Origin of the sequence: Tolypothrix tenuis PCC 7101 (assembly GCF_963874875.1) — a bacterium.
In the GTDB taxonomy this organism is placed as follows: Bacteria; Cyanobacteriota; Cyanobacteriia; order Cyanobacteriales; family Nostocaceae; genus Aulosira; species Aulosira tenue.
This window is the reverse complement of record NZ_CAWNJS010000002.1, coordinates 1-23258: the sequence shown is the minus strand read 5'-3', so window position 1 is coordinate 23258 and position 23258 is coordinate 1. Positions and strand designations below refer to the sequence as shown.

At 38.4% G+C, this 23258-nt stretch carries 11 protein-coding genes and 1 pseudogene; 5 read left to right on the top strand and 7 right to left on the bottom strand.

Features of this window, described 5'->3' with window-relative positions:
• Window positions 1-128: 128 nt before the first annotated feature.
• The 3 genes from AACU25_RS34470 to AACU25_RS34460 form a co-directional block, all read right to left on the bottom strand.
• The gene (locus AACU25_RS34470) at window positions 129-3494 is read right to left on the bottom strand and encodes a tetratricopeptide repeat protein (RefSeq protein ID WP_096584521.1); all 3366 of its coding nucleotides are present in this window, start codon (window positions 3492-3494) and stop codon (window positions 129-131) included.
• A gap of 282 nt (window positions 3495-3776) precedes the next feature.
• Window positions 3777-5171, bottom strand: a complete 1395-nt coding sequence (locus AACU25_RS34465; protein WP_190445585.1) for a DUF1822 family protein — start codon at window positions 5169-5171, stop codon at window positions 3777-3779.
• A 9-nt stretch (window positions 5172-5180) separates the two neighbouring features.
• Window positions 5181-6599, bottom strand: coding sequence for a hypothetical protein (locus AACU25_RS34460; RefSeq protein WP_096584518.1), 1419 nt, complete (start codon window positions 6597-6599; stop codon window positions 5181-5183).
• Window positions 6600-7058: 459 nt separating this feature from the next.
• Here AACU25_RS34460 and AACU25_RS34455 point away from each other — a divergent pair, with 459 nt between their 5' ends.
• The 3 genes from AACU25_RS34455 (at window position 7059) to AACU25_RS34445 (ending at window position 16450) form a co-directional block, all read left to right on the top strand.
• Window positions 7059-9221: a S8 family peptidase gene (locus AACU25_RS34455; RefSeq protein WP_096584515.1), complete on the top strand. Its 2163-nt coding sequence runs from the start codon at window positions 7059-7061 to the stop codon at window positions 9219-9221.
• 276 nt (window positions 9222-9497) lie between these two features.
• Window positions 9498-11702 carry a caspase family protein gene (locus tag AACU25_RS34450; RefSeq protein ID WP_096584513.1) on the top strand — a complete coding sequence of 735 codons (2205 nt, stop codon included), beginning with the start codon at window positions 9498-9500 and terminating at the stop codon, window positions 11700-11702.
• 83 nt (window positions 11703-11785) lie between these two features.
• Window positions 11786-16450 carry a CHAT domain-containing protein gene (locus AACU25_RS34445; protein ID WP_096584510.1) on the top strand — a complete coding sequence of 1555 codons (4665 nt, stop codon included), beginning with the start codon at window positions 11786-11788 and terminating at the stop codon, window positions 16448-16450.
• 152 nt (window positions 16451-16602) lie between these two features.
• Here AACU25_RS34445 and AACU25_RS34440 read toward each other — a convergent pair whose 3' ends face one another.
• The 4 genes from AACU25_RS34440 to AACU25_RS34425 all read right to left on the bottom strand — a co-directional run bounded on the left by AACU25_RS34440 (window position 16603) and on the right by AACU25_RS34425 (window position 20323).
• The gene (locus AACU25_RS34440) at window positions 16603-17127 is read right to left on the bottom strand and encodes a plasmid pRiA4b ORF-3 family protein (RefSeq protein WP_096584507.1); all 525 of its coding nucleotides are present in this window, start codon (window positions 17125-17127) and stop codon (window positions 16603-16605) included.
• A 106-nt stretch (window positions 17128-17233) separates the two neighbouring features.
• Window positions 17234-18106: an inositol monophosphatase family protein gene (locus AACU25_RS34435; RefSeq protein WP_096584505.1), complete on the bottom strand. Its 873-nt coding sequence runs from the start codon at window positions 18104-18106 to the stop codon at window positions 17234-17236.
• A 265-nt stretch (window positions 18107-18371) separates the two neighbouring features.
• Entirely contained in the window at window positions 18372-19508 is a 1137-nt protein-coding gene (locus AACU25_RS34430; RefSeq protein ID WP_096584502.1) for a ParB/RepB/Spo0J family partition protein, read from the bottom strand.
• A 2-nt stretch (window positions 19509-19510) separates the two neighbouring features.
• Complete coding sequence (locus AACU25_RS34425; protein WP_096584499.1) at window positions 19511-20323, bottom strand: ParA family protein; 813 nt, start codon at window positions 20321-20323, stop codon at window positions 19511-19513.
• A 367-nt stretch (window positions 20324-20690) separates the two neighbouring features.
• Here AACU25_RS34425 and AACU25_RS34420 point away from each other — a divergent pair, with 367 nt between their 5' ends.
• Window positions 20691-22913, top strand: a complete 2223-nt coding sequence (locus AACU25_RS34420) for an AAA family ATPase (protein WP_096584496.1) — start codon at window positions 20691-20693, stop codon at window positions 22911-22913.
• A 165-nt stretch (window positions 22914-23078) separates the two neighbouring features.
• Window positions 23079-23258, top strand: a pseudogene (locus AACU25_RS34415) (ParM/StbA family protein); the annotation flags it as partial.

Here is a 23258-nt window from a genome sequence, read left to right as displayed (position 1 = left end):
TAAAATAAATGGTGCCCAGTAGTAGGGGTGGGAGTAACTACTTTTTCGCTGTTCATTTCTGGGTAATGCACCTGGTTCTAAGTAAGCACCACGTTTATCAATATTTATGTTGGTAGAGTTATTACCTTTTATAGTGTACCTTCACCCTGACGATTGTTGAATTGCTTCACTATCGTCAATGCTTGTTCATAATACTTAGCACTATTTTTGTAGTCTCCTAGTTTGCTATAAATCTCTCCCAAAAAATATAAGGTATCAACTTGAATGATAGGACTTTTGAGTTGCTCTGCAATTTTTAAACTTTGCTTTGTTAAATCTAAAGCTTGTCCATAATTATTCAGGGAACTGTAAATACTACCTAATGCTGTCAAAGCGTGGACTTCCAATAGTGGATTTTTTAGCTCACGGGCTGTTGTCAAACCTTGTTCAACTAATTGTTTACCTTTACTATATTGACCAGTTAATCCGTATGCTTTACCTACAACAATTAAAACTTCTGCTTTTCTGACTGGATTATTTAACTTTTGAATTTTACCAAGTAAAGGTTCACCAAAAGCCGTCACTTGTTGGTACTGTCCTGTGGCTTCATAAATAGTAGCTAAAGCCGCTATAGACTCGATTTCTAAAGTAAAATTATTAATTTGACGTGAAATACTTATTGCTTGCTCTGCTGTTTTAATACCCTTGTCATATTCTCCTTGGAATTTATATACTTTGCTGAGATATACTAAAATACCTGGTTCAAACAATAAATTTGACTGCTTTCTTGTTAAAGCTAAAGCTTGCTGTGCTGTCTCAAATGCTTTATTTGTGTCACCTACATAAATGTAATTCTCAATAAGATTTAGCAAAACAATAATTTCATTCCCAACCATTTTGCTTTGTACTATTTGCAGATTTTGTTGTGCTATCTCTAGAGATTTACTAAAGTTACCCTGACTAAAGTAAATATCTCGTAAGTTATTTAAAGCATCTTCTTCCAGAGAGGGACTTTCTACTCGCTTGGCTAAAGTCAAAAGTTGTTGTGCAGATTCTAGGGCAGAAGTATGATTACCCTGTTTGGTGTAAATATTACTGAGTTGTGTTAATCCTTGTGCTTCAACTTTAGGTTCTTTGATTTGTTGAGCTATAGTCAAAGCTTGCTTACATATATCGATTGCTTTAGGAAAATCTTTGAAGTCATCACTGTATGATTTAGCTAAGTCAATTAAAGCTTCTGCATAATATTCTTTTATACCTGATGCCTGAGCTTTTTTGACAGCTTGTTGGGCAAAATCTAAAGCTTGATTAGATTTTCCAAGGACACTATAACTTGTTTGTAGACCTCCCAAAGCAGAAATTTCCGCTTGGACAGCATTATCCCGAACATTGGATGGTAATTTATCAATATTTATTTGCTGGGCTATAAGCAAAGCCTCATGATATGTTGCAACTGCCTTTTCATGCTCTCCCAAAACATTATAAGTACTAGCTACAGATTTTAAAGCAAATACTTCTCCCAATAAACCATATTCTTGAGTTGATTTTGATTTTTCTTCTCTTTTTATTTCTAAATATCGTTGGTCTGCTTCTAATTGTTTATGATGTTCCCCTTGATACCGATAAATGTTGGCTAAGGTTCCTAAAGCTGTTGCTTCAGTGACTAAATCTTTCAGATCACGAGCCATCTTGGCAGCCTGTTGTAAAGTTTCAACTGCCTTTTTATTTTCACGTATAAAAGCATAAGCAGCACCTAAATCAGCCAAAGTAGATGCTTGAATTTTTGGTTTATTTAGTTCTTTTGCAAGATTAATAACTGATGGAGCTAGTTCTATGACACGGGAATATTCAAATTTCGCTTGACTATATAATTCTCTAACAAAGAAGTCTACAGCTTTAGAATTATGTCCTGCAACAATTTTCTGCAAAGCAGTCAGTTGTCCTTCTTTATTTTGCAGTGTATGATAAATCTTTAATGCTTGTTGAAATAATTCAATTGCTTGGTCGTCTTTATCTTGAAATAAATAAGTTTGACCGATAACAATTAGAAAATTTGCTTTGAATACGTTATCTTCAATTGCTGATAGAAGTGGTAGGGCTTCCTGATAAAATGGAAGTGCGCTGTCATACATTTTTTGATCTTTATAAGCATCTCCAATCTCTCCTAAAATACGAATCTCTAGAGATTTATCTTTTTCCTCTCGAGCAATACCTAATGCCTGTTTGTAGGTTTTAATTGCTTGTTCGTACTGATTTTGCTGGAAGTAAATATTTCCTAATTCTCTAAGAATACCTATTTTTAGAGAATTATTTTTTAATTCTTGTGCTACACTAAATGCTTCTTGATAAGTTTCAATCGCTTGTGAATATTGTTTTTGTTGAACATAAAAATCTCCAATTACTGCCAGAATATTGGCTTCTCGTGATTTATTTTTAGCTTCTCTAGCTACTACTAATGCTTGTTCATATATTTGACTAGCTTGCTTATACTGTTTTTGAAAAAAATAAACATTCCCTATCATTTTAAGAATATCTGCTTCCTTTGATTTATCTTTGAGTTCTCTCGCTACAGCTAATGCTTGCTGATAGAATTCAATAGATTTTCCATATTCTTTTTGAACAGAGTAAGTATCACCAATATTTTCATAGCTACTAGCTTCTAATAATTTATTTTGAATTTCTCGCGCTAGTATTAATGATTTTTGCCAATAATCCACAGCACGAACATAATCTTCCTGACTGTTGTAGTGCCATCCTAGATTAAATAAAACTCTCAACTCTCCGTCTTTATTTTCGAGGGTTTTACTTATTTTTAATGACTGTTCATAGGACTCAAATTCACGTTTGTAATCACGCAAATTACTATAAACTATTCCAATTCTAATTAATGTATATGCTTCCCGATAATTATCTTTTACTTCTTTATGAATAGCTAAAGCTTGCTGTAAAGTTTCCAAAGCTTTAGGATATTGCTCTTGATTACTGTAAGTAAATCCAATATTACTGAGAGTTTTACCTTCACCTTGTCTATCATTAACTTGCCGACGAATTGTTAAAGCTTGTTGGAAAAATTCTAATGCCTTAGTAGCATCAAAATTTAATCTATAGCTCGTGCCGATATTATCCAAAACTTCCCCAACAGCAGCTTTATCTTTAATCACTTGATACAGATTTACAGCTTGCTGCAAAACTTCCAAAGCTTGGGTAGGTTGATTCAATCCGTTATAAACCTCACCCAATTTATTTAAAGTCGCAGCTTCCCCTACTTTATCCCCCAATTGTCGCCGAATCTCCAATACCCGTTGATAAGTCTGCAATGCTTTGGGATACTCCCCACGACGAAACTGCTGAACACCTTCCTCAAACAACTTATCTGCATCTGCTTTAGTATCTGAACTTGTTGCAGTTTGTGCCAAAGTATGCTTCACTATCACATCATTCGCCGCTAACCCAACACCACAAGTCAGTGAAAACACTAAACTAACTAGGGCGAAACTCTTCAAACTCTTAAACATTGGTTATTCCTCTTGATATGGCTACAGAAGATTGATTACTCAATCTCTTATATTTCTGAGGACAAACCAGGTTATGCCAAAATTTAAAAATGACCTCAGCATAATTACGATACCTTGATGTGACAGACCGTATAAATACTGGAGATCACAAGCTATTTAAAGATATTGTGAAGAAAATACCAAAGCATACCGGACATTCGCAACAATTACTCGCTTATTGCAATTATCCTCCCAAGAGTAGTATTGTCAGAGCGATCGCCCAGTTTCTGATATCCAATCACGTCAATTCCGTAACCGCTCCAAATTAAAAGCAAAGGGTGGTAAAGTCACCTCAACGCCATCTATCAAACTCACACTCACCAAAAACTTCTCATCCCAATTACCAACCACACGGGTAAATATATAAGAATCTTCACTCTCTGCATTTAATCCCGGTTCATCCAAAATACCTGTTTGGTCGCTGACCCTAAGTTTAATCCCAGACGGTAAACTACTTAAAGCAGGTGCGCCTAAAATTAGTAACAAACTCCACTCTGGCTTGTCAGATTCCGATAGTAAATGCCAAGTCACAGCATACAACCGCAAAGGTATCCCAGCTAAAAGTAAATCTTGATACGCACCCCGCGCTTGTACGGGAATTTCTAAACCCCTCTGTCGTAATTGAGTGGCTATTACCTCAAATTCTTCCTCTGGACTACGTATTGGACGCATTTGGGAAGCATCTGCAAAACTGGGTAACAGCACCCAAGAAAGTGAAGCAGCTAAATCATCCAACTCATCCCATAACCAACGTCCAGCATTTAAAGCAGGTTGGGTAATTAATTTAATTACATCTTGTAGAGACGCAAAAGCATCTGTTGATTCTGGCTTGGCGCTACCCGTCTCTAGATTCTCTTTAGCTGCTTGTGTTTGTAATGTGTAAACCCAATTGATTAATTCTGGACTCGTTAAAACAGCAGCAGCTTGTTCCCAAGTTAAAACTTCAAACAATTCCCGTTTTGGTGATTGTAACTGAGGTAATAATTCCACCAACTGATTTTGTATATTTGCTAAAATCGCACTACGATTGGATGGAATTACAGGTAAAGAGATTGCTGATGATTCCAAACATCGTAGATAAAGCAAGAGACGGTCTGGATTACTATCAAAACAGGATATTGGAAGTTGATAATTCCAATCTGACTGTAAAGAGGTTGTCTGTAAATTATCTTGTAATTCTTCATAGCTTAAAAAAGCATAAACATTCGCTGCTTCTTGTTCTTCCAACACCTCCACTAAAACATAAAAGTGGGGAATAAACTCTGGTAAATCTACAACTACTCTGGGAATATTCACCATTTCATCGCTCAAGCTACCAGTAGCAATTAAACAGACTTTGAATGCTCCTACTTGTAAATTAGCAACGCCACTAATAAAATTTGCTAAAACTGGTTGTAGAATTGTACATTGCTCGCGATTAATAGTTAAAGATTCTGCTCTTTCTTGTAGCCATTGCTCAAAAGCTGATAAAGCTAAATAATGAAGATAAGCTTGCCATTGCTTAGATTCATTAATAACTTGATTACTGAAGACTGCGGCTTGGTCAATCTCATCAGGTGAAAGAATAACTGCTGAAGTTGGTAAAGCATCAAAATCAAGGTAAGACATGGGAGGAATATTACTTAATAAATTTGTCATAATTTTGGTTTAATTCGTTTTTCTATTTTGGAGATATTCACATAACCGTTCGGCGAAAATATCAGCTTTTAGGTGAGTTTTCATTGTTCTTGATTGAATCTCGGAATTTTTCATCATCTGTCTAATTTCTTCTAAAAAAATAACCTCCAATTGCTTATCTAGGTTTTTCAAAGCTTGGATATCAGCATATACTTTGGCTTTTTCTATCACAGAATCTTTTAAAATCACCAACATTTCCTGTTCCACATCAGTCCGCAGGTTTTGTAATTTTAATAACTTCGTTATCGAATATTGCGCTCTCAATCCCAAGAACTCAGCAATTTCCTTCATTGCTAATTTTTGACACTGAGATAGTTCCAGAGCAGTTAAAAACATCTTGGCTTTATCGCCTTTCTTCCGTTCTAAATATCTAACTCGCGATTCTGTAACTTGGGCTAAAGCTTGTTGTAAGCAAAGTTGAAATTGCTGGCGATAAAACTGCAAAAATTCGGTTTGTTCGTCGTTTTTTTCTACAATATTATTAGTTTCAGTCGCCGGGATTTCTTCTATCAAAGAATTATACTTGCTTCCATACACAGCGTCTAGAGAACTTGTCTGTACAGAACCACCCCGAACATAAATTCGGTACTCGCGCAATTGAGCAGCCAGCTTTTGTAGTTTCTGACTCAAAACCTCAATCTCAAAAAGTTGACCTGTATGCTTTTGAATATCTTGGGCGATATCTTGTAATTGTTGAGTATCAGGCGCAATACATTTACTCCTCAAACCTTTTCTCCGTTGTTGCAGTCTTTGCAAGCGGTAGACATTATGATAGCTTTCTAAAATAGATTGCGCTTCTTTAATTGCTGCGTTGCTAAAACCACCCTGCCTAAAAATATGAAATTCTTTGAAAATGCGTTCTAACTGTTTAGGTTGAGTATCATTTAAAATCGCCCAATTACTAATTAAATAAAGACCGCATTCTAATAAAAATTTATTCAAGTCAGGCTGTTGCTTTAATTTCATTATCGCCCAAGTAGTCAGACTACTTTGTTGCGGATCAAAACTCTGGAGAATTTTTTGCGAGAAGCATTTATAAGAACTTGCTGTTGATAATCTACCATCATCATCCAAGACATAAGGGAACAAATCGCTAGCAGTAAAATTATGGTTTTGACCAAATTTTCTTTCTAATTGCAGACATCCTTGCTCGAGAATCCAAGATAGAAAACACAGCAAACAACGTTCTGCTAGTAAAGCAGTCTCGCCAGAACTATGGCGATATAAATCTAGCAATTGACGCTGGATGTCTGCATCTGGTAAATCATCTGGTGTCAAATGCTCAAATACTTGTGCGTAAAACGACTTCGCAGCAGGTATCTGTTGAATTCTCCGGTTCCCTCCCGCATCAATTCTCACCAATTGCCAATATCTTGAAGCCTCGCTCATAAGTATTTGTATTTATTGGTCATTGTTAATTGTCACATTGCCGATGCTCTTCAACGCAAGTGCAGCCATTTTTTGAGATTCCATACTGAGTACCTGATTTAACAGTTATTGGGAAAGGCAGAGGGCAGGAGGCAGAAGGCAGAAGGGAATTCTGCTTCCTGCCACGGCAGTTACTCCTAACCCTGCGTACCTGTCATGCCCCCTCTGCCGGCGACCTTAAGGAACAAGGGTTTAAGACTTCCAACAGGAGGGGTGTTACTCCGACTCCGATCTGAATAAAACCTTCTGCCCTCTGCCCTCTGCCTTCTGCCTTTTAAAACTTGAGCCTTCATTTTTTAGTACTTCTGAGGAAATCGACCTTATGCAATTTTGCACCAGTCTTGAGTGCTGAAAAATTGCATATCCTCCAAATCCTCAGAAATACACATATCCAGAAAAATTAATCCTCAGTTCGCACTTATGAGACGTTTGATTTCCAGTCTGATTTTGGCAGGTTGTTTTTTCAGTGCTACCAGCTTTTCTCTGCTTCCTCAGCAATACCGTGATTTCGCGCAGGCACAAACAGCAGATGAATTGTTTTATACATTTTATGGGCAAAAAATTCCTTTGGATTTGCGCCGTGATACCGTAGCTGTGAGCTTTAAACCCAGGAATACACGCTCTCGCTCTATCCAACCTTTATACTTACAGTTGCAACAAGATTTACGACGTGGTGGCGGTAATACTCGCAGCATTGGTAGTAATCATCGCTCTGATGTAGATGTTAAACCTTTAGGAGAAAACATCGCCCTTGTTAACCTACCTTCTGGTACTCGTGCTTCCTTGAATACAGTTCAACTGCAGATTCAAAAACAGCCTTACGTGCAAGAAATATTACCTATCTTATCACGTAAATCACAGTCAGCATCTCCAGAAACAAAATCTGAGTCAGTTATTGTACTACCCAACGAGATTGTCATTAGTTTTGCAGGTGAGATGTCCGAGAGTCAAAGGCAAATTATCCTGTTGCGCCACAATTTAGAAGTACTTCGCCCGTTGAGATTTAGTAAAAACCGCTACTTAGTGCGTTCTAAATCAGTATCTGGCACTGAAATTTTGCATGTAGCTAATCAACTGACTCAAGTAGCAGGAGTGCAATCAGCAACACCGAATTTTATTCAAGCGACTTCCGATCATATGTCGCAATTGCTGGCAACAGCAGCCAATTTACCAGAAACTCCTCACGCCGCCGAACGCTTACAACAGCAGTTGGCACAGTTACCCCAACCAAAAGATACTCCGATTTCTTCCAACTTACTACCTTTGCAATGGCATTTAAATAGTACTCCTCGGCGGGGTCAGCTGTTAGCTCGGACTGATATTCGCGCTACGGAAGCCTGGCGCAACAGTAATGGCGGACGTGGGGTTGTTGTGGCAGTAATTGATAGCTTAATTCAATGGGATCATCCCGACTTGGTGAAGAAGACCTATAAATCTGGCGATCGCTCTGATAAATTACCTGGTGAGGAATATGGCTGGGATTTTTCTAGCCAAGGTGAAGGTGACGCTGATACACGCTTGAGTTCTCAAGAAATGTCACAGATTCAAGCAGAATTTCAAGACACTTTTAAATTACCATCTGACCAATTATTAAAGAAATATCAACAGCTTTCCGGTATTTTAAAACAGCGTTACCCTAAAGCTTCAGACAGTGAAATTGCTCATCGCATTCGCAATCTGATTCGTGCTGAAATTGGTAGCGAGTTTCACGGTACTTGGGCTGCGGGTGTGATTGCTGCCAATTCGGAAGATAAAGCAGGTATTCTGGGAGTTGCTCCTCATACCCAAATCTTGCCAGTTAGGGTTTTTGGTTTACGTGGTGCGATTAATATGGCAAGTTTATCCGAAGCCATTGGTTATGCTGCCAGTAGAAATGTTGATGTGATCAATATGAGTTTGGGTGGTTTGCTTCCTGATGAGGGATTAACCGAGCAAATTTTTGATGTGTTGGATGCTCATCGTAATTTGGTAATAGTTGCTTCTGCTGGTAATGAAAATTTGGATGGAGTCGGATTCCCGGCTGGTATTCCTGGGGTTGTATCAGTAGGTGCCACAAATATGACGGGTAATCGCACCTTCTACAGCAGTTATGGCGGTGGATTAGATTTAGTCGCACCCGGCGGCGAAATCCAAAATAGTCTCAGTGGTGGAATTTTAACAACAGGTGGTACTTGGTTGGATGGTTTTTGGCAGGGAATGTCTGTACCAGATTACGCCTGGGGTTTGGCGTTAGACCCCTTAGGTAAGTATGTCCAGGTACAGGGGACTTCTTTCTCGGCTCCCATTGTTTCAGGAGTAGTGGCCCTGATGAAGGGAGAAGATCCAAAACGGCGTTTGAGTCGCGATGAAATTGTCTCAATTCTCAATCAGACTGCGACCTATGATGGGCTAAACCTTTCTAAAGCGGATGCTAATCGCTATAGGTTGCAGAAGGAAGTCGGCTTTGGAACTGTTGTAGATGCTCCAGTTTCGCGACCTTCTGGTATTTTCCCTAAGGCGAAACCTGTTTCCGCCCAAGAGTATTTCTTCGGTCGTGGTTTAGTTAATGCTGATGCTGCGGTGCAAGCTGTAAAGAACAGATAGGGATAAGTGGTGATGTTCCAGGGCTGATTAGTTAGAGAACTGGAACTACTGCCACATCAATGTTTGCACAACTGTCAAAACCTGTGATTTTGCATCTGTATAGTCTAGTTGGCGATGCCTGCGGCGGGCTACGCCTACGCACAAAAAATTTTATACCTGCCTACATATCTGTAAGACAATAATTTAGTATTTCTCCGTAAAAATACTAGGAGTAACTAGATGCTATTTGTGCCAATCAAGCGATTTTCAAGCTAACTCAAGAAAGGAAGTTCGATAATGCCTCCCATCAAACGTCGCCATTTTCTCCAATTTGCTGGTTCTACACTCAGCGCGATCGCACTAAGTCAATCAAATTTTACCCAGCAAGCTAATCGCTATGCTCAAGTAATTGCTCAAAATACCCCACGAAAGTTAGCTTTACTCGTTGGTGTAAATTCCTATCCATCAGGTATCCCATCCCTAAAAGGTTGTCTCAGTGATGTAGAAATGCAATATGAATTACTGGTACATCGCTTTGGCTTTAATCCCAAAGATATCGTTGTCATTACAGATGAAGCAGATTTAAAGCCAACACGGCAAAATATTTTAGATCAATTTCAAACCCATTTAATTGACCAAGCAAAACCAGGAGATGTAGTTGTTTTTCATTTTTCCGGACATGGCTCGCGGATTATCGATCCCTATCCGATTCCGGAACTAATTATCAATGGCGAAGTAGTTCCTAATACCAACAAGCTTAACGGTACACTTGTACCTCGTGACCGAAATACAGAACGTAGCGATGTAGTTCAAGATATTATGGGGCGGAGTTTATTTTTGTTGATGTATGCCCTAAAAACTAACAACGTCACAGCAATTTTAGATAGCTGTCACTCAGGGGGAGGTACGCGGGGTGATTTGGTATTTCGTGCTGTTTCGTCTCGACTTGATAGTGGGGAATCGGCTCAACCAAGTGAAACGGAATTAGAATTTCAGCGACGGTGGATGAAAGACTTGCAGCTATCGGAAGCAAAGCTTTATGATATGCGCCGTCAGGGTATTGCTAAAGGTGTGGCAATTGGTTCGGCTCAATTTGACCAATTTGCGGCAGAAGCGAAGTTTGATAATGATACATTTCACTGTGGAGCCTTTACTTATATCCTTACTCGTTATTTGTGGCAAGCAAGTTCTGTAGAAGGTATAGGTAATACTTTTGTGAATTTAGAGCGTAGTACCAATGATCTTGCTATTAAGTCATCAATGTATCAAACTCCTATAATTGCTGCTAATCCAGAAACAAACAGCCAAAAACCAACATTTTTCCTGAATCCCGTCAAACCCTGGGCTGAAGCGGTTGTGAGAAAGGTAAAACCTGGTGGAGAAATAGAATATTGGTTAGGTGGTATTTCTGCTTTGAGCCTAGAAGCAAAACCAAAAGGAATTATTTGGGCGTTAATTGATGCAAAGGGACAAGAAATTGGCGAAATTGAGCAACAGGACAGAAAGGGTTTGGTCGGTTATGGCAAACTGACTAAAGGGGAAAGTAAAAACGTTCAACTTGGTGTCCTGCTCAGAGAAAAGATACGAGGTATTCCCGAAAATCTTAAGTTGCGGGTTGGGTTAGATGTTTCCTTGGGTGAGCAGTTAGAAATAGCAAGAGCTTCTTTAGCTTCTATAGATCGGATCGAAGTGGTTTCAACCGGGGCAGAATATATTCTGGGAAGGATGACTAGTAGCTATCTGCAACAGGTAAAACCAAAGAAAATTCGAGATTTACCAGCAGTAGATAGTTTTGGGCTGTTTTTACCAGGACTCACTCCTTTAGCCAACACTTTCCAAAAATCAGGAGAATCAGCTTCATCAGCTGTTGAGCGCTTACAAGGACGTTTAATATCATTATTAGCTGGCAAACTATTGAAACTGATTACAGGCAGTGATGCAGCTTTTGGTGGCAATGGTACAAAATTGAATGTTACGACTGCGATCATCCCTAAAGGTAGTAGTACAAGAACCACACCTTCTCAGTTTTTATCTGGTACAGATGTACAAGTAAAAGTACGTAACAATGAAAAGAATAACTTATATATAGCTGTTATTAGTATTGGTAGTAGTGGTAAAATAACACCGCTTTTCCCCTACTGGAATTCGGCAGAAATAGAAGCCATTCTCGCACCACAACAGGAGATTATTACTCCTCAAGAAAGTGATGGCTATAGTTTCAAGCTTAAAGGAGTGGGAAGTCAAGAAATTTTGGTCTTAGCAAGTTTTTTGCCAATTCGTGATGCTTTGAAAGGATTAAAGAGCATTGCAGATATAGCAAATCCTGGTGGAAGAACTCCTGTAAACATCGAGGGTGAGCAAGCATTAGGGTGGGTGCAAGAGCTATTAGGGGACTTAGAACGAAATACCCGGAGTATTAGAGTAGAAAGTTCAGGCGATCGCATTGTCGCTAAAAGTCAACTTGCAGCAATTTCAACCATTATTAATGTGGTTGAATCTTAGTTATTCTGCATTGCGCTTTTTAGATAAAAATCAAGAAAAAAATAATTCATTTGTCTCAATATCATCATACGTAGGAGTTGTTCATGTATCCTCAAAAATATTGTTTTCATCTGTTGCTGTTGCTTTGTGGTTTAGTCCCCTTTGCTGCTGCACCTATTTTTTCTCCGCAAATAGGAGTTGTAATAGCTCAGACAAAAACACAGCCAAAATCAGAACTCATCCTACAAGCTGAAAAAGGCTTGTCACTTGTTCATGAAGAAAAACTAGAGGAAGCACGGCAAATATTTGAGCGCACTATACAAGCAGCAAAACAGCAAGGAGATAGCGATGCAGAAGCGCTTAGTATGACTGGATTTGGGTTAATTCATAGTAAACAAAAGCAACCCAAAAAAGCACTGGAAGTCTATCAGCAAGCTTTGAAAATAGCAGAACAAGGTAAATTGCCCAGAACAAAAAGGATAATTATGACGCTGATTGGGATAGAATATTATGAATTACAAGAGAAAGAGAAAGCACTTGATTTATTTCAGCAAATATTATCAACTTATCAAGGTCAAATTGAGCCGTTAGAGAGAGTTTGGTTACTAGAATCAATAGGTAATATTCATAATGAATCCAAACAATATAAACAAGCAATTGAATCCTATCAAAGAATAGTGGCAATTTATCGGGAGATAGGCGAAAACTTGGAAGCAGCAAATTTCATGAATAAGATTGGAACTATTTGGAGAGATTTGGAAGATTACCCCAAAGCAATTCAATCTCATGAACAATCATTATTATTATTGAAACTTGTTGATAAAAAACAAGTTACTTCTAAGGACATACAAACCAAAGAAAGTAAATTTTTAATAAATCTTGCTAATGCTTATGAATTATTTGCTGATTCAACTCAAGACAGTACCAAAAACCAAAAATATGATAAAGCCATTGAGTATTATAAAAAAGCAGTGCCAATTTATCAGAAATTAGCACCTGCTCATGACCAAGCTTCTTTATATGGAAGAATTGCAGAAATATATAGTAAGCAATTAAAGCATAAAAAAAGCATTGATTTTTATCAAAAATCTTTGGCAATTTTCCAATCTTTAAAAGACAACTTACAAGTGGCTGACACACTCAACTATATAGGATTATCTTGGTCTAATTTAGGTGAGTATACCAAAGCCATTAGCTATTATCAACAATCATTAATGGCACTTAAGCTTGTTGATAGCAAAAAAATGTCGATACAAGATATTAAACGAAAACAAAGTTTATTTTTATTTAACCTTGCTCAAGCGTATAGTCAGCTATCAAAGCATAAAGAAGCACTTCAAGCTTATCAGAAATTATTAGCCATTTTTCAAGATTTAAAGGACAACTTGCAAGTGGCTGACACACTCAATTATATAGCCGTTGCTTGGACTAATTTAGGTGAATACCCTAAAGCTATTGAGTTTTATCAACAATCCTTATCTGTGTTAAAAACTGTTGATGATAAACAAATTACTTTAAAAGATAGGCAAAGTAAGGAAGCTTTATATTTAGCTAATCTTGCCTCTACTTATGAGCTATTGGGTGACTCTCCTAAAAAAACCCTCAATGCAAAATATGAACACTATGAACAAGCTGTTGGAGTTTATGAAAAAGTATTAAAAATCAACCAAGACTTAAATGATTCTCCAGGAGAAGCTTCTTCACTGGAGAGAATAGCAATACTTTATCGCAAGCTATCAAAGCATAATGAATCTATTAAGTTTTATCAAAAAGCTTTAGCCATTTTTAAGAATTTAAAAGATGCAATCAAAGTGGCTAATACACTAAACTCTATAGGAGTTTCTTGGTATTATTTAAATGAATATTCTCAAGCAATTGAGTTTTATCAACAAGCATTATTAGTTTTAAAAACAGTTGACAATAAAGCAATTAGTTTGAAAGAGATACGTAGACAAGAAAGTCAATTTTTAATCAATATTGCATATGCTTATCAGCAATGGGGTAAGTCAACAAGAAATGCAACTAGAGATGCAAAATATAACAATTCACTCCAATTTTATCAGCAATCAATAACTATTTACCAAGAAATTGATGACCAACCAGGAGAAGCTTCTGTACTTTTAAACATTGCTAAATTTTATACTGAGGAAGGTAAGCATCAGGAAGCGATTGAGTTTTACCAAAAGGCTTTGACTATTTTTAGAAATTTAAAAAATAATACCGAAGTTGCGAATACTCTCTACGAGATTGGAGTTGCTTGGGATAAATTAGGCAAATTCGACAAGACAATTGAATATTTTCAGAAAACAGCTAGCTTTATGAAAAGCTTAAAAGATGATAGTAATGTAGCAACTACTCTTATCAAAATAGGAAAATACTATAGTTTGAAGCGCGTTTCCAATCAAAGACAAATTTTCTATTCTTCTAAAGCTTTAGATGCTTATAAAGAAGCATTCATAATCTATCATAAGCTTAATAATATGTCTGGTCAAATAGATACTATAAAATTCATTAGATCAGCATATATAAGTCAGAGGTATTACTTCAAAGCTCTAGAAACTCATCGCAGTTTATTATTAGTACAAAAAGGTAAAAAGATAAACATATTAGAAATCATTAATTCACCTATTAGCAATTATGACAAATTATTAGAACAAAATGATTCTAATAAGACAAACATAATGATAGATGATAGTACTATTTATGAGAGATTTCCAAATAGTACTGTTGATCAGATAACTAATTTACTTGTTATTGTTAATTATGGTAATTCAGAACACTCAGCAAAAGCGCTAGATTACTTAAGCTTGATGCATATGTTTACTTCAAGAAAGAGGCAAGTTAATAAAACCATCAATATTGATTTTAGCAACAAAGTTAATTTTGTAATAAAGAAAATACCAATAGCAAATTTATTAGAGTATATTTATTACAACCTTCTGACTTCTTTTGATTTGGGATTTGATTTGGAAGATGAAAAATACGTTTTAGGAGTTAGAGCATCTCAACCATTATTATCTGCTGGCTTGCTTTATCTACGCGGAGGGGAAATAGATGCTGCAATCGAGTATTATCAAAGAGCATTAACGATTTCTCAAGAATTAGACGACCGAGCATTAGAAGGTAATATCCTGAGTTATCAAGGGCTACTGTATGAGCTTTTAGAACAGCCAGATAAAGCATTAAATCTCTATAAAAAAGCCCTAATTATATTAAAAGAAACTGGCGATTCCTATGCCGTAGAAAAAACATTAGAACAACAGGGAAAAATTTTACTCAAAACAGGAAAATATGCCGAAGCTGAAAAAGCTTTTTCGGATGCGATTAAGCTATGGGAAGGAAGTAAAGCTTATAGAAAAGAGCATTTAGCAAGCACTAGCTCCAGTGGTTTAACTTTAGGTCTTGACGTTGCATTTCTATATTACACCAGAGAGAGTATTTATCATTATCTACAGCGTGCATTGATTGAACAAGGTAAAAACAAAGAAGCGCTAGAAGTTTCTCAACGTAGCCGCAGTCAAGCATTAGGTGAAATATTAATTAATCGAAAAATAATTTCAAATAACCAAGAACCAAAACAAAAAATAAGCTTTGAATCTCCTAACCTCACACGCATTCAAGAAATTGCAAAAGCACAAAATGCAACAATAGTTCAATATTCATTAATTCCAGATATTGATAAACCTCAAGACTCTTTACTCTATATTTGGGTAATTCAGCCCAATGGGAAAATAGATTTTCGTAGTATCGACTTAGCAAAACTTAAACTACCCTTGAGTGATTTGATTACCATCAGCCGAAATGTGATCGGTGCTAGAGGTCGTAGTGATGTCGAAATTGTCGCCAAAATTAATCCACAGGAACAGAAAACACGCTTGCAGGAACTACATAAACTACTGATTGAGCCAATTGAAAACTTTCTACCACAAAATCCTCAAGCGCGAGTTATCTTTATTCCTCAAGGAGATTTATTTTTGACCCCCTTTGCCGCACTTCAAGATGCAAAAGGAAAATACTTGATAGAAAAACATACTATTTTTACCTCACCATCCATACAAGTATTAGATTTCGCCAGCAAGTCACGGCAAAAAACTAGAAGTAAATCATGGAATGCTAACGATGCATTGATTGTGGGCAATCCAACAATGCCAAACCTCAGCAAAATCAATCCAACATTTAAAAGTATACGCATCGATCCATTGCCCGCATCTGAAACAGAAGCCATTGCGATCGCCAAACAGCTTAAAACCCAAGCTTTAATTGGGCCACAAGCAACAGAATCAGAAGTAGTGCGACGAATGAAGACAGCGCGATTGATTCATTTAGCAACCCACGGCTTAATCACCAATATGCGTGGCACTACCCCCCAACTAGGCTCAATTCCAGGTGCGATCGTACTGGCATCTTCTGGAGATGAGGAGTCGAATGATGGCTTACTGACTGCGGAAGAAATTTACAAAATAGACCTTAATGCCGACTTGGTAGTTCTTAGCGCTTGCGATACGGGTCGGGGAGAAATGCTTGGAGGAGATGGTATCTTTGGTTTGTCGCGTAGTTTTATTGGCAAGGGAGTTCCCAGCGTTATGGTTTCTCTTTGGTCTGTACCTGATGCTCCCACTGGTGAACTAATGACCAAATTTTACAAGTATTACCTGGACAACAACCTTGATAAAGCCCAAGCGCTACGTCAAGCAATGTTAGATACCATGAAAACACATCCAAATCCCAAAAATTGGGCTGGATTCACATTAATTGGAGATGCCGAATAATCGAAAAAGTCTTACTACGTGTGATTTGTTAGTTATCACAGAATTTGACTTTTAAAGTCAGGGTGCGTCCCTGTAGTCACTCTCACCGCAGCAAGTTAGCTAGAAATCGAAGATTGCAGTTGCGATCGCTCCTCATAGGTTAACTTTCTCTGCTACTCAAAATCCGCGTATTGAGGAGGGCTAGCCCCAACTCGCTTAGTAATTTTAGGATACTTGCCCGCAGGGGCCTTGTCTAAAATGTTTGTGACATCAATCTGGTGCCACCAATCATCCCCAAAATCGAACCAGTAACCAAAAGCCTCATCAATTGATAAGCCCACCTCAGCAATTGAAGTACTAGAAACATCGCCTGTAGGCGTTGGTGTCAAACCGGAACTGGAAAATGCTTGTTTCAAACCGTACCTTCTGGCATTTGGATCTTGCGGGCCATTTCCTCCAATTTGAAATTCATACATATGCTCTTCTTCGCGGTCGAATGCCTTGAAGATGATTTTATGAAGCTCCTGCAAAGTATTACTGCCTTTAATCTCAATAGTTCGAGACACTACTGAATTATCAGCAATAAACTCCTCGGTAATGGGGCCATCAATTAAAAATACATCCAGCACATATAACCCATCTGCAGAAGAGTTAACTACTTTTTTAGCAACATTTTCTGATTTTTTAGTTTTACCCATAATTTCTTGCACTATGCTGATAGGAGCATTTTTTCAGAATTGCTTTTGAATCTCCAAGCAATTGTACTAGCGAGCCTCTCTCAATCATAATTTTTAACCAGCACATTTACACAAGTAAGCTTTGTGTTGCTGCTAGCAAATTTTGATAAATCGATGATGAGGCAGCTACGATCAGTCCAGGCAGACTATAGTCAAGACAAGTATGTAGTGGCGGTAAGCTCGAGCCATCTAAAGTAGTAACAATACAACCAGCTTCTCTGGCAATGAAAGCAAGTGCAGCACCGTCAATAAATTTGCCCGAGGAAATAACTGCTCCACTTAATTCACCACTAAGGATACCGTTGAGATTAGGAATTTGAATATCATTAGAGTAATCATTAGCGATATCAATGACTTGATATTGTTCTTTGAGCGCAGTTGCTAACGAACTCATTCCCCATCCCAACAATACATGAGGTGCAGAAGATATTACACGCAAAGATGTACAGGCTTCTAAGCTCATCTCCAATGTTCCTTGAAACGCGCCTTCGCCCCGAAGAGCATAATAATAAATATTTTGGGCAGGAGAAATTGCTAATACTGCTTCATAGTCATCCTGATTGAGAATACTGAGAATAATCTGGTAATTAGAATGCCCATCCATGTAAAATCGAGTACCATCAATTGGGTCTAGCGTGATTAAGTAATCATGTTCTGTACTCAGTTGGGTAGTATGAAAATATTTAGTATTGCGAGAACTCTCATATTCTTCGCCGTAAAAGGGAATTTCTGGAAAATTCGCTAGTAGTACTACTTCCACGAGATTTTGAATAGCTAAGTCCGCATCAGTTAATGCTGTCGCAAAAAAGTTTTCGCCTTGTCCTTTGGCAGGAAGTATAGCGATTTTTGTTTGCAGAGAACGGGCGTAGGCGGCTGCTACTACAAGATGTGGTAGTAAAGTTTTCAAAATCAATCGAGCATTTGGCGCTGTTGTAGACATTGCAGTTCACACTCAGATAAAATGACGGCATCAAAATAGGATATCTATCGGCTGCTTGTTTATCCGGTAGTTGTGGGCAAAGGCAAGCACCTGTTTCAAGATGATACCACCACGACTTTGAAGCTTCTGGAAGCACAGCCTTTCAGTTCAGACGTTGTGGCGCTCATCTATGAACCAGAGCGCAAATAATCATCGCCATATGTATATGCGATAGGACTACAGCATAGCTCTGGTTATCATGCATTAGCGGTAGACCAAAGACAAATTAATTTTGTTTTAGTACTTGTTCAATTTCTGCTAATTTTTGACATAATACTTCTTTAAACTGTAGCAATTCAGAAGGATTTGCTTTCTTGAGCGACTCTAAAGAAAGTTTTTGCAAACGATGAGACGTTTGTGCTACATCCTGAGTATTAGTATCATTTATTACTGATGATTGTGATTGAGATGCCAGCACCTCAGTAACTAATTTTCGTGTAGCAATAGCAGATAATTTTTCAGATATTACTTTCTGCGTAGTTTTTTCTCTAATGGACTTGGCTTTTTGTTCAGATAATCCTAAATTTTTGGCTGATAATTTTTGTAATGCCATTGCATGAACACCTTTGAGTCCGCTTCGGATTGCAATTTTTAGGTCTTCTGCTAAAGACAGCATGGGAAAAATGTTGGCATCGATAGAAGCAGGATTTAGTTGTAAATCCAACAACACTCTTAATACTGCCCTCTCTGACTCACTTATATCTAAAATATCTAGTTCTTGCTCTTGTTTTTTTGTATCAGCTGTTACTAGTTCAAAAACGGGCTTTATACGCTTTTGTGAGTTCAAACGTCGTATTACTGTTGACAGAAGGCGCGGAATATCTTGAACATCTAATTCAGTAATTGTGGATATTTCACGTAAAATCGCTTCTGCTTTATCCAGGGGATTAAGATCTTCTCGATGAAGAGAAGTCAGTAATGCTTTGCGATGTAAAGAAACTGGTTCTGGAATTATTACTGCTTGTATAGTTTGCCAACCTAAAATTTTAGCGCTTCGCCAGCGTCGCTCTCCATCGAATATTAATAGATGATTGCCTCTTTGAATTAAAATAACGGGTTGTAGTTGTCCGTCTCTACTTAAAGAGCGAGACATTGATTCAATACTTTCAGGCAAAAATGTTTGTCTAGGTTGTTCTGGATTCGGCTCAATTTGTTCGAGAGAAATCGATAGAATCCCTGAGTGAGACTCTAGTTGTTTTCGTAACTCTTTAAGTTGTAATTCTAGATCGCTAGAATTTTTAGAACGGAGTTCCTCAATTTCTGCTTTTAATTGCTGTATCTCTTCCTCAGCGGCAGATAAATGCTGAGATTGCTTTGCACCTGAAAAATAATTCGTAAGATTAGGAGTTTTACGAGCACACATAATTATTTTGTTCTTTTACTTGTCTTAGGCTTTCCAATTAAATTTGTAAGATAAGAAGTAATTTCCTGAAAATCATCCTTAGCAGGATGGCTAGGACGATAAATATGTAATGGTAACCCTTGACCACTAGCATTGACAAATTCTGCACTATCTCGAATTGGTGAAAATGCTCGAATCTTCATTTGTTCCAACTGTTCAGGTAATGCTGCCAGTATCTGTCGATGAGTACTTCTGCGGGCATCATATTGATTAGGGATAAATCCTAAAATTTCAGGAGTGGGGTTTAAACGCAAGTATTTGCAATGGTAGTAGTACCACTCCAATAGATGTGCTGCTCCCTGAATTGATTTTGGCTCTAACTGTACGGGAATAATCATATGTGTACAAGCTGCTAGAGCCATTAAAGGTAGTGGACCGAGAGTTGCTGGACAATCAAAAATAATTACGTCCTGTTCTAATGGGTAGTCAGTTAAGCAGTCCGCTAAGAGGTAAGCTCCTCGTTTGTGAAGCACCAGCTCATCTGCCGTCTCAGTTAGTATCATTCCTCCTTGACACACGGCAACTTTATTGGTGTACTGACTCCAGCATGGAGTTAGTGGCCAAGCACCCTCAAATTTATCTTTAAGAACCTCTGCTAAAGTCTGTTCTGGCTCTGGTGGATTCAATCCACAAAATAATGTCAATGAACCTTGGGGGTCTAGGTCGAGCAAAGCTACATTATATTTACGTTTTGCTAGCTCATAAGCCAAATGAACTGAAAGTGTAGTTTTACCACTGCCCCCAGCATTGCTGATCACAGCTAGTCGAATTTGCATGGTTTTGCTTTAAATGCTGTTTTAAGATTCGGACGTTTACTGTTTGGATATCATATATCAATATATGATGTGCTAAATTCTCTGCTTTTATTGCAAATTGAAGTTCAAGTCTTCGCCTTTGTAAAGCGACTTTACAGGCAAAATACGAAAATGTAAAGCCAGGAAAAAGTTTTGAACTACTGATTCTATATCCCCACCAAGGAAAATTCTAATTAATGCAGAACAGAGGATGAAAAAGACTAAAAGATGTGCAAGCAAGGCTGAAACAAGGATGCCCTTATCCAGAGCTAGTGACTGCTATCCGTTCAAAGATATATAGAGTTTAAAGTGTTATTTCGTTAACATTTACTGTGGAGATTCTTACTGAATGGACTTATTCGATCAGCATTTAGCCCAAGTCACAGCAGTGGAAGCTCCACTCGCAGCCCGAATGCGACCTTTGACTCTTGATGAATTTGTTGGTCAAGACCATATCCTTGGGCAAGGAAGGCTTCTGCGACGTGCCATAAGTCTAGACCAACTATCCTCACTAATTTTCTATGGGCCACCAGGTACTGGTAAAACAACTTTGGCGCGTGTGATAGCTAATACAACTCGCGCTCATTTCATTGCTATTAATGCCGTACTCTCTGGAGTTAAAGAAATTCGCGCCGCCATTGAAACCGCACAAGAGCAACGCAAATTCCACAACCGCAGGACTATCCTGTTTGTGGATGAAGTCCATCGGTTCAATAAGTCGCAACAAGATGCACTGCTGCCGTGGGTAGAAAATGGCACAGTCATTTTAATTGGCGCAACCACAGAAAATCCTTATTTTGAAGTTAATAAAGCGCTAGTCAGTCGTTCGCGGATTTTTCAGCTTAAACCATTACAGGGTGAAGACTTGTACCGGATTGTTGAGCAAACGCTAAATGATTCTCAACGTGGTTATGGCAAGCTGAAAGTGCAGATTGATGATGATGCGTTAGCTCACCTAGTTAATGTTGCCAATGGTGATGCTCGTTCACTATTGAATGCTTTGGAATTAGCTGTAGAGACGACATCAGCTACTTCTAATGATGTTATTCATATCACCCTGGCAGTCGCCGAAGAATCAATTCAGCAGCGAGCGGTTTTATACGATAAAGAAGGTGATGCTCATTTTGATACCATTAGCGCCTTTATCAAAAGCTTACGCGGCTCAGATCCTGACGCAGCACTATACTGGCTAGCGAAAATGGTGTATGCAGGTGAAGACCCTCGCTTTATCTTCCGCAGAATGTTAATTCTTGCTAGTGAGGATGTGGGACTAGCTGACCCCAATGCTGTTGTTGTAGTCAATGCTTGCGCTGAAGCATTTGATCGCGTCGGTATGCCTGAAGGACGATATCACCTAGCGCAAGCAACACTTTATTTGGCAACTGCACCCAAGTCCAACAGCATTATGGGCTTTTTCGATGCTTTGGCAGCTGTTGAGAGCGAAAGGTCAGCAGATATCCCCAATCATCTCAAAGATGCTAATCGAGATAAAAAAGGATTTGGGCATGGAGCAGGCTATCTGTATCCTCACGCTTACCGAGACCATTGGGTGGCGCAGCAATACTTGCCTGCTAGCTTGCAAGGACAAGTATTTTATCAGCCATCAATGCAGGGATTGGAGGAAAAAATTAATGCTCAAGTTGCCAGCCGCCGTGAAGCTCAATTAGCTGCTTTAGTAGAAGGAATGGGTGTTGCTCCTCTAGAAATACTAACTTATAGCAGTATCGACCGAACTAGTGAATTATGGCTACAACGTACTCTTTCGCAAGTAGGTACGCAATTAGCAGTAATACGCGATCACATTTTCACCTTAGCCCAATTACAACGTCATCATTTGGTTTTGGATTTAAATGCAGGTAGTGGTTTACTCACCTGGGAAGCAATCCGCCGTGTCGGGGAAGGTGGAGTTTATGCTTGTGTTAATAATCAAAATGATGCTCTTGCTCTAATTGAACAAGCAGCAGCACTTCCAGAACTGATGCGTCCAGTGATATTAAATGCCCAAATCACTGAACTACCTGCTGTGTTAGCTTCACAAACGCCAGGAGTAATATTTGACTACATTATTGGTCGCAATGTATTGTTTGCCCAAACGGATAAAGCGAGCGCGGCCCAAATTCTAGCTAAATTACTGCCTTCTTCAGGAAAAATACTGCTGGCGGAATCAATCCCACGCCACACACAAAGGCTTTATCGCTTAATTGAGCCAGAAAAGTTGGATAAAAAATTGTATCAGCGTTTAGTTACGGCTGAAGAGGCTATTTACTCGAATCAATCAGACCCGATGTTGAACTGGGATGCTTTTGATTTGCAGCAAGCTTTTGAAGATGCGGGGTTAGCAGTCGAAGTATTAGTTGAGCAGAACACAACACCAATACACATTACCCCAGGCTTTATTGAGCGCTTGTTTAGAGCTAATGCAAATCGACCCAGTTATGGTGAGCGACTAGCTCAGAATCTGACATCTCTTGAAATACATTCTCTCAATGAGCTATTTATGCGCTCCTTGCTCAATCAAACAGTCAGTTGGATGAGTTCTACTGCTTTTGTGAAAGCAGCGTACAAAATTTGACATTGTTAGCAGTCTACAAAAATTTATGGGGTATAAGTAGGTGCTATATATACCCTATAAATACTTGAAAATTTTTATGCTCATTTTACCTCCTATATAGGGTATATATAGGTGATGCTTAGGGTATTTTTGACTCATTCATACTTTATACCCCACTTGACCCCCATGACCAACATTCACACCTTACAAAAAATTTTTCCCTCCGGCTTTGATAACGGTTACGGTAGCATCAAACTTTTAGTCGATGGTTTTGATGTTGTTCGCGTTCCCAGTTATATTTCTTCTGTCGATATGGAAGATGTTCCTGGAAGAGTAGTTTTCAATGGTACTGCCTACACCGTCGGA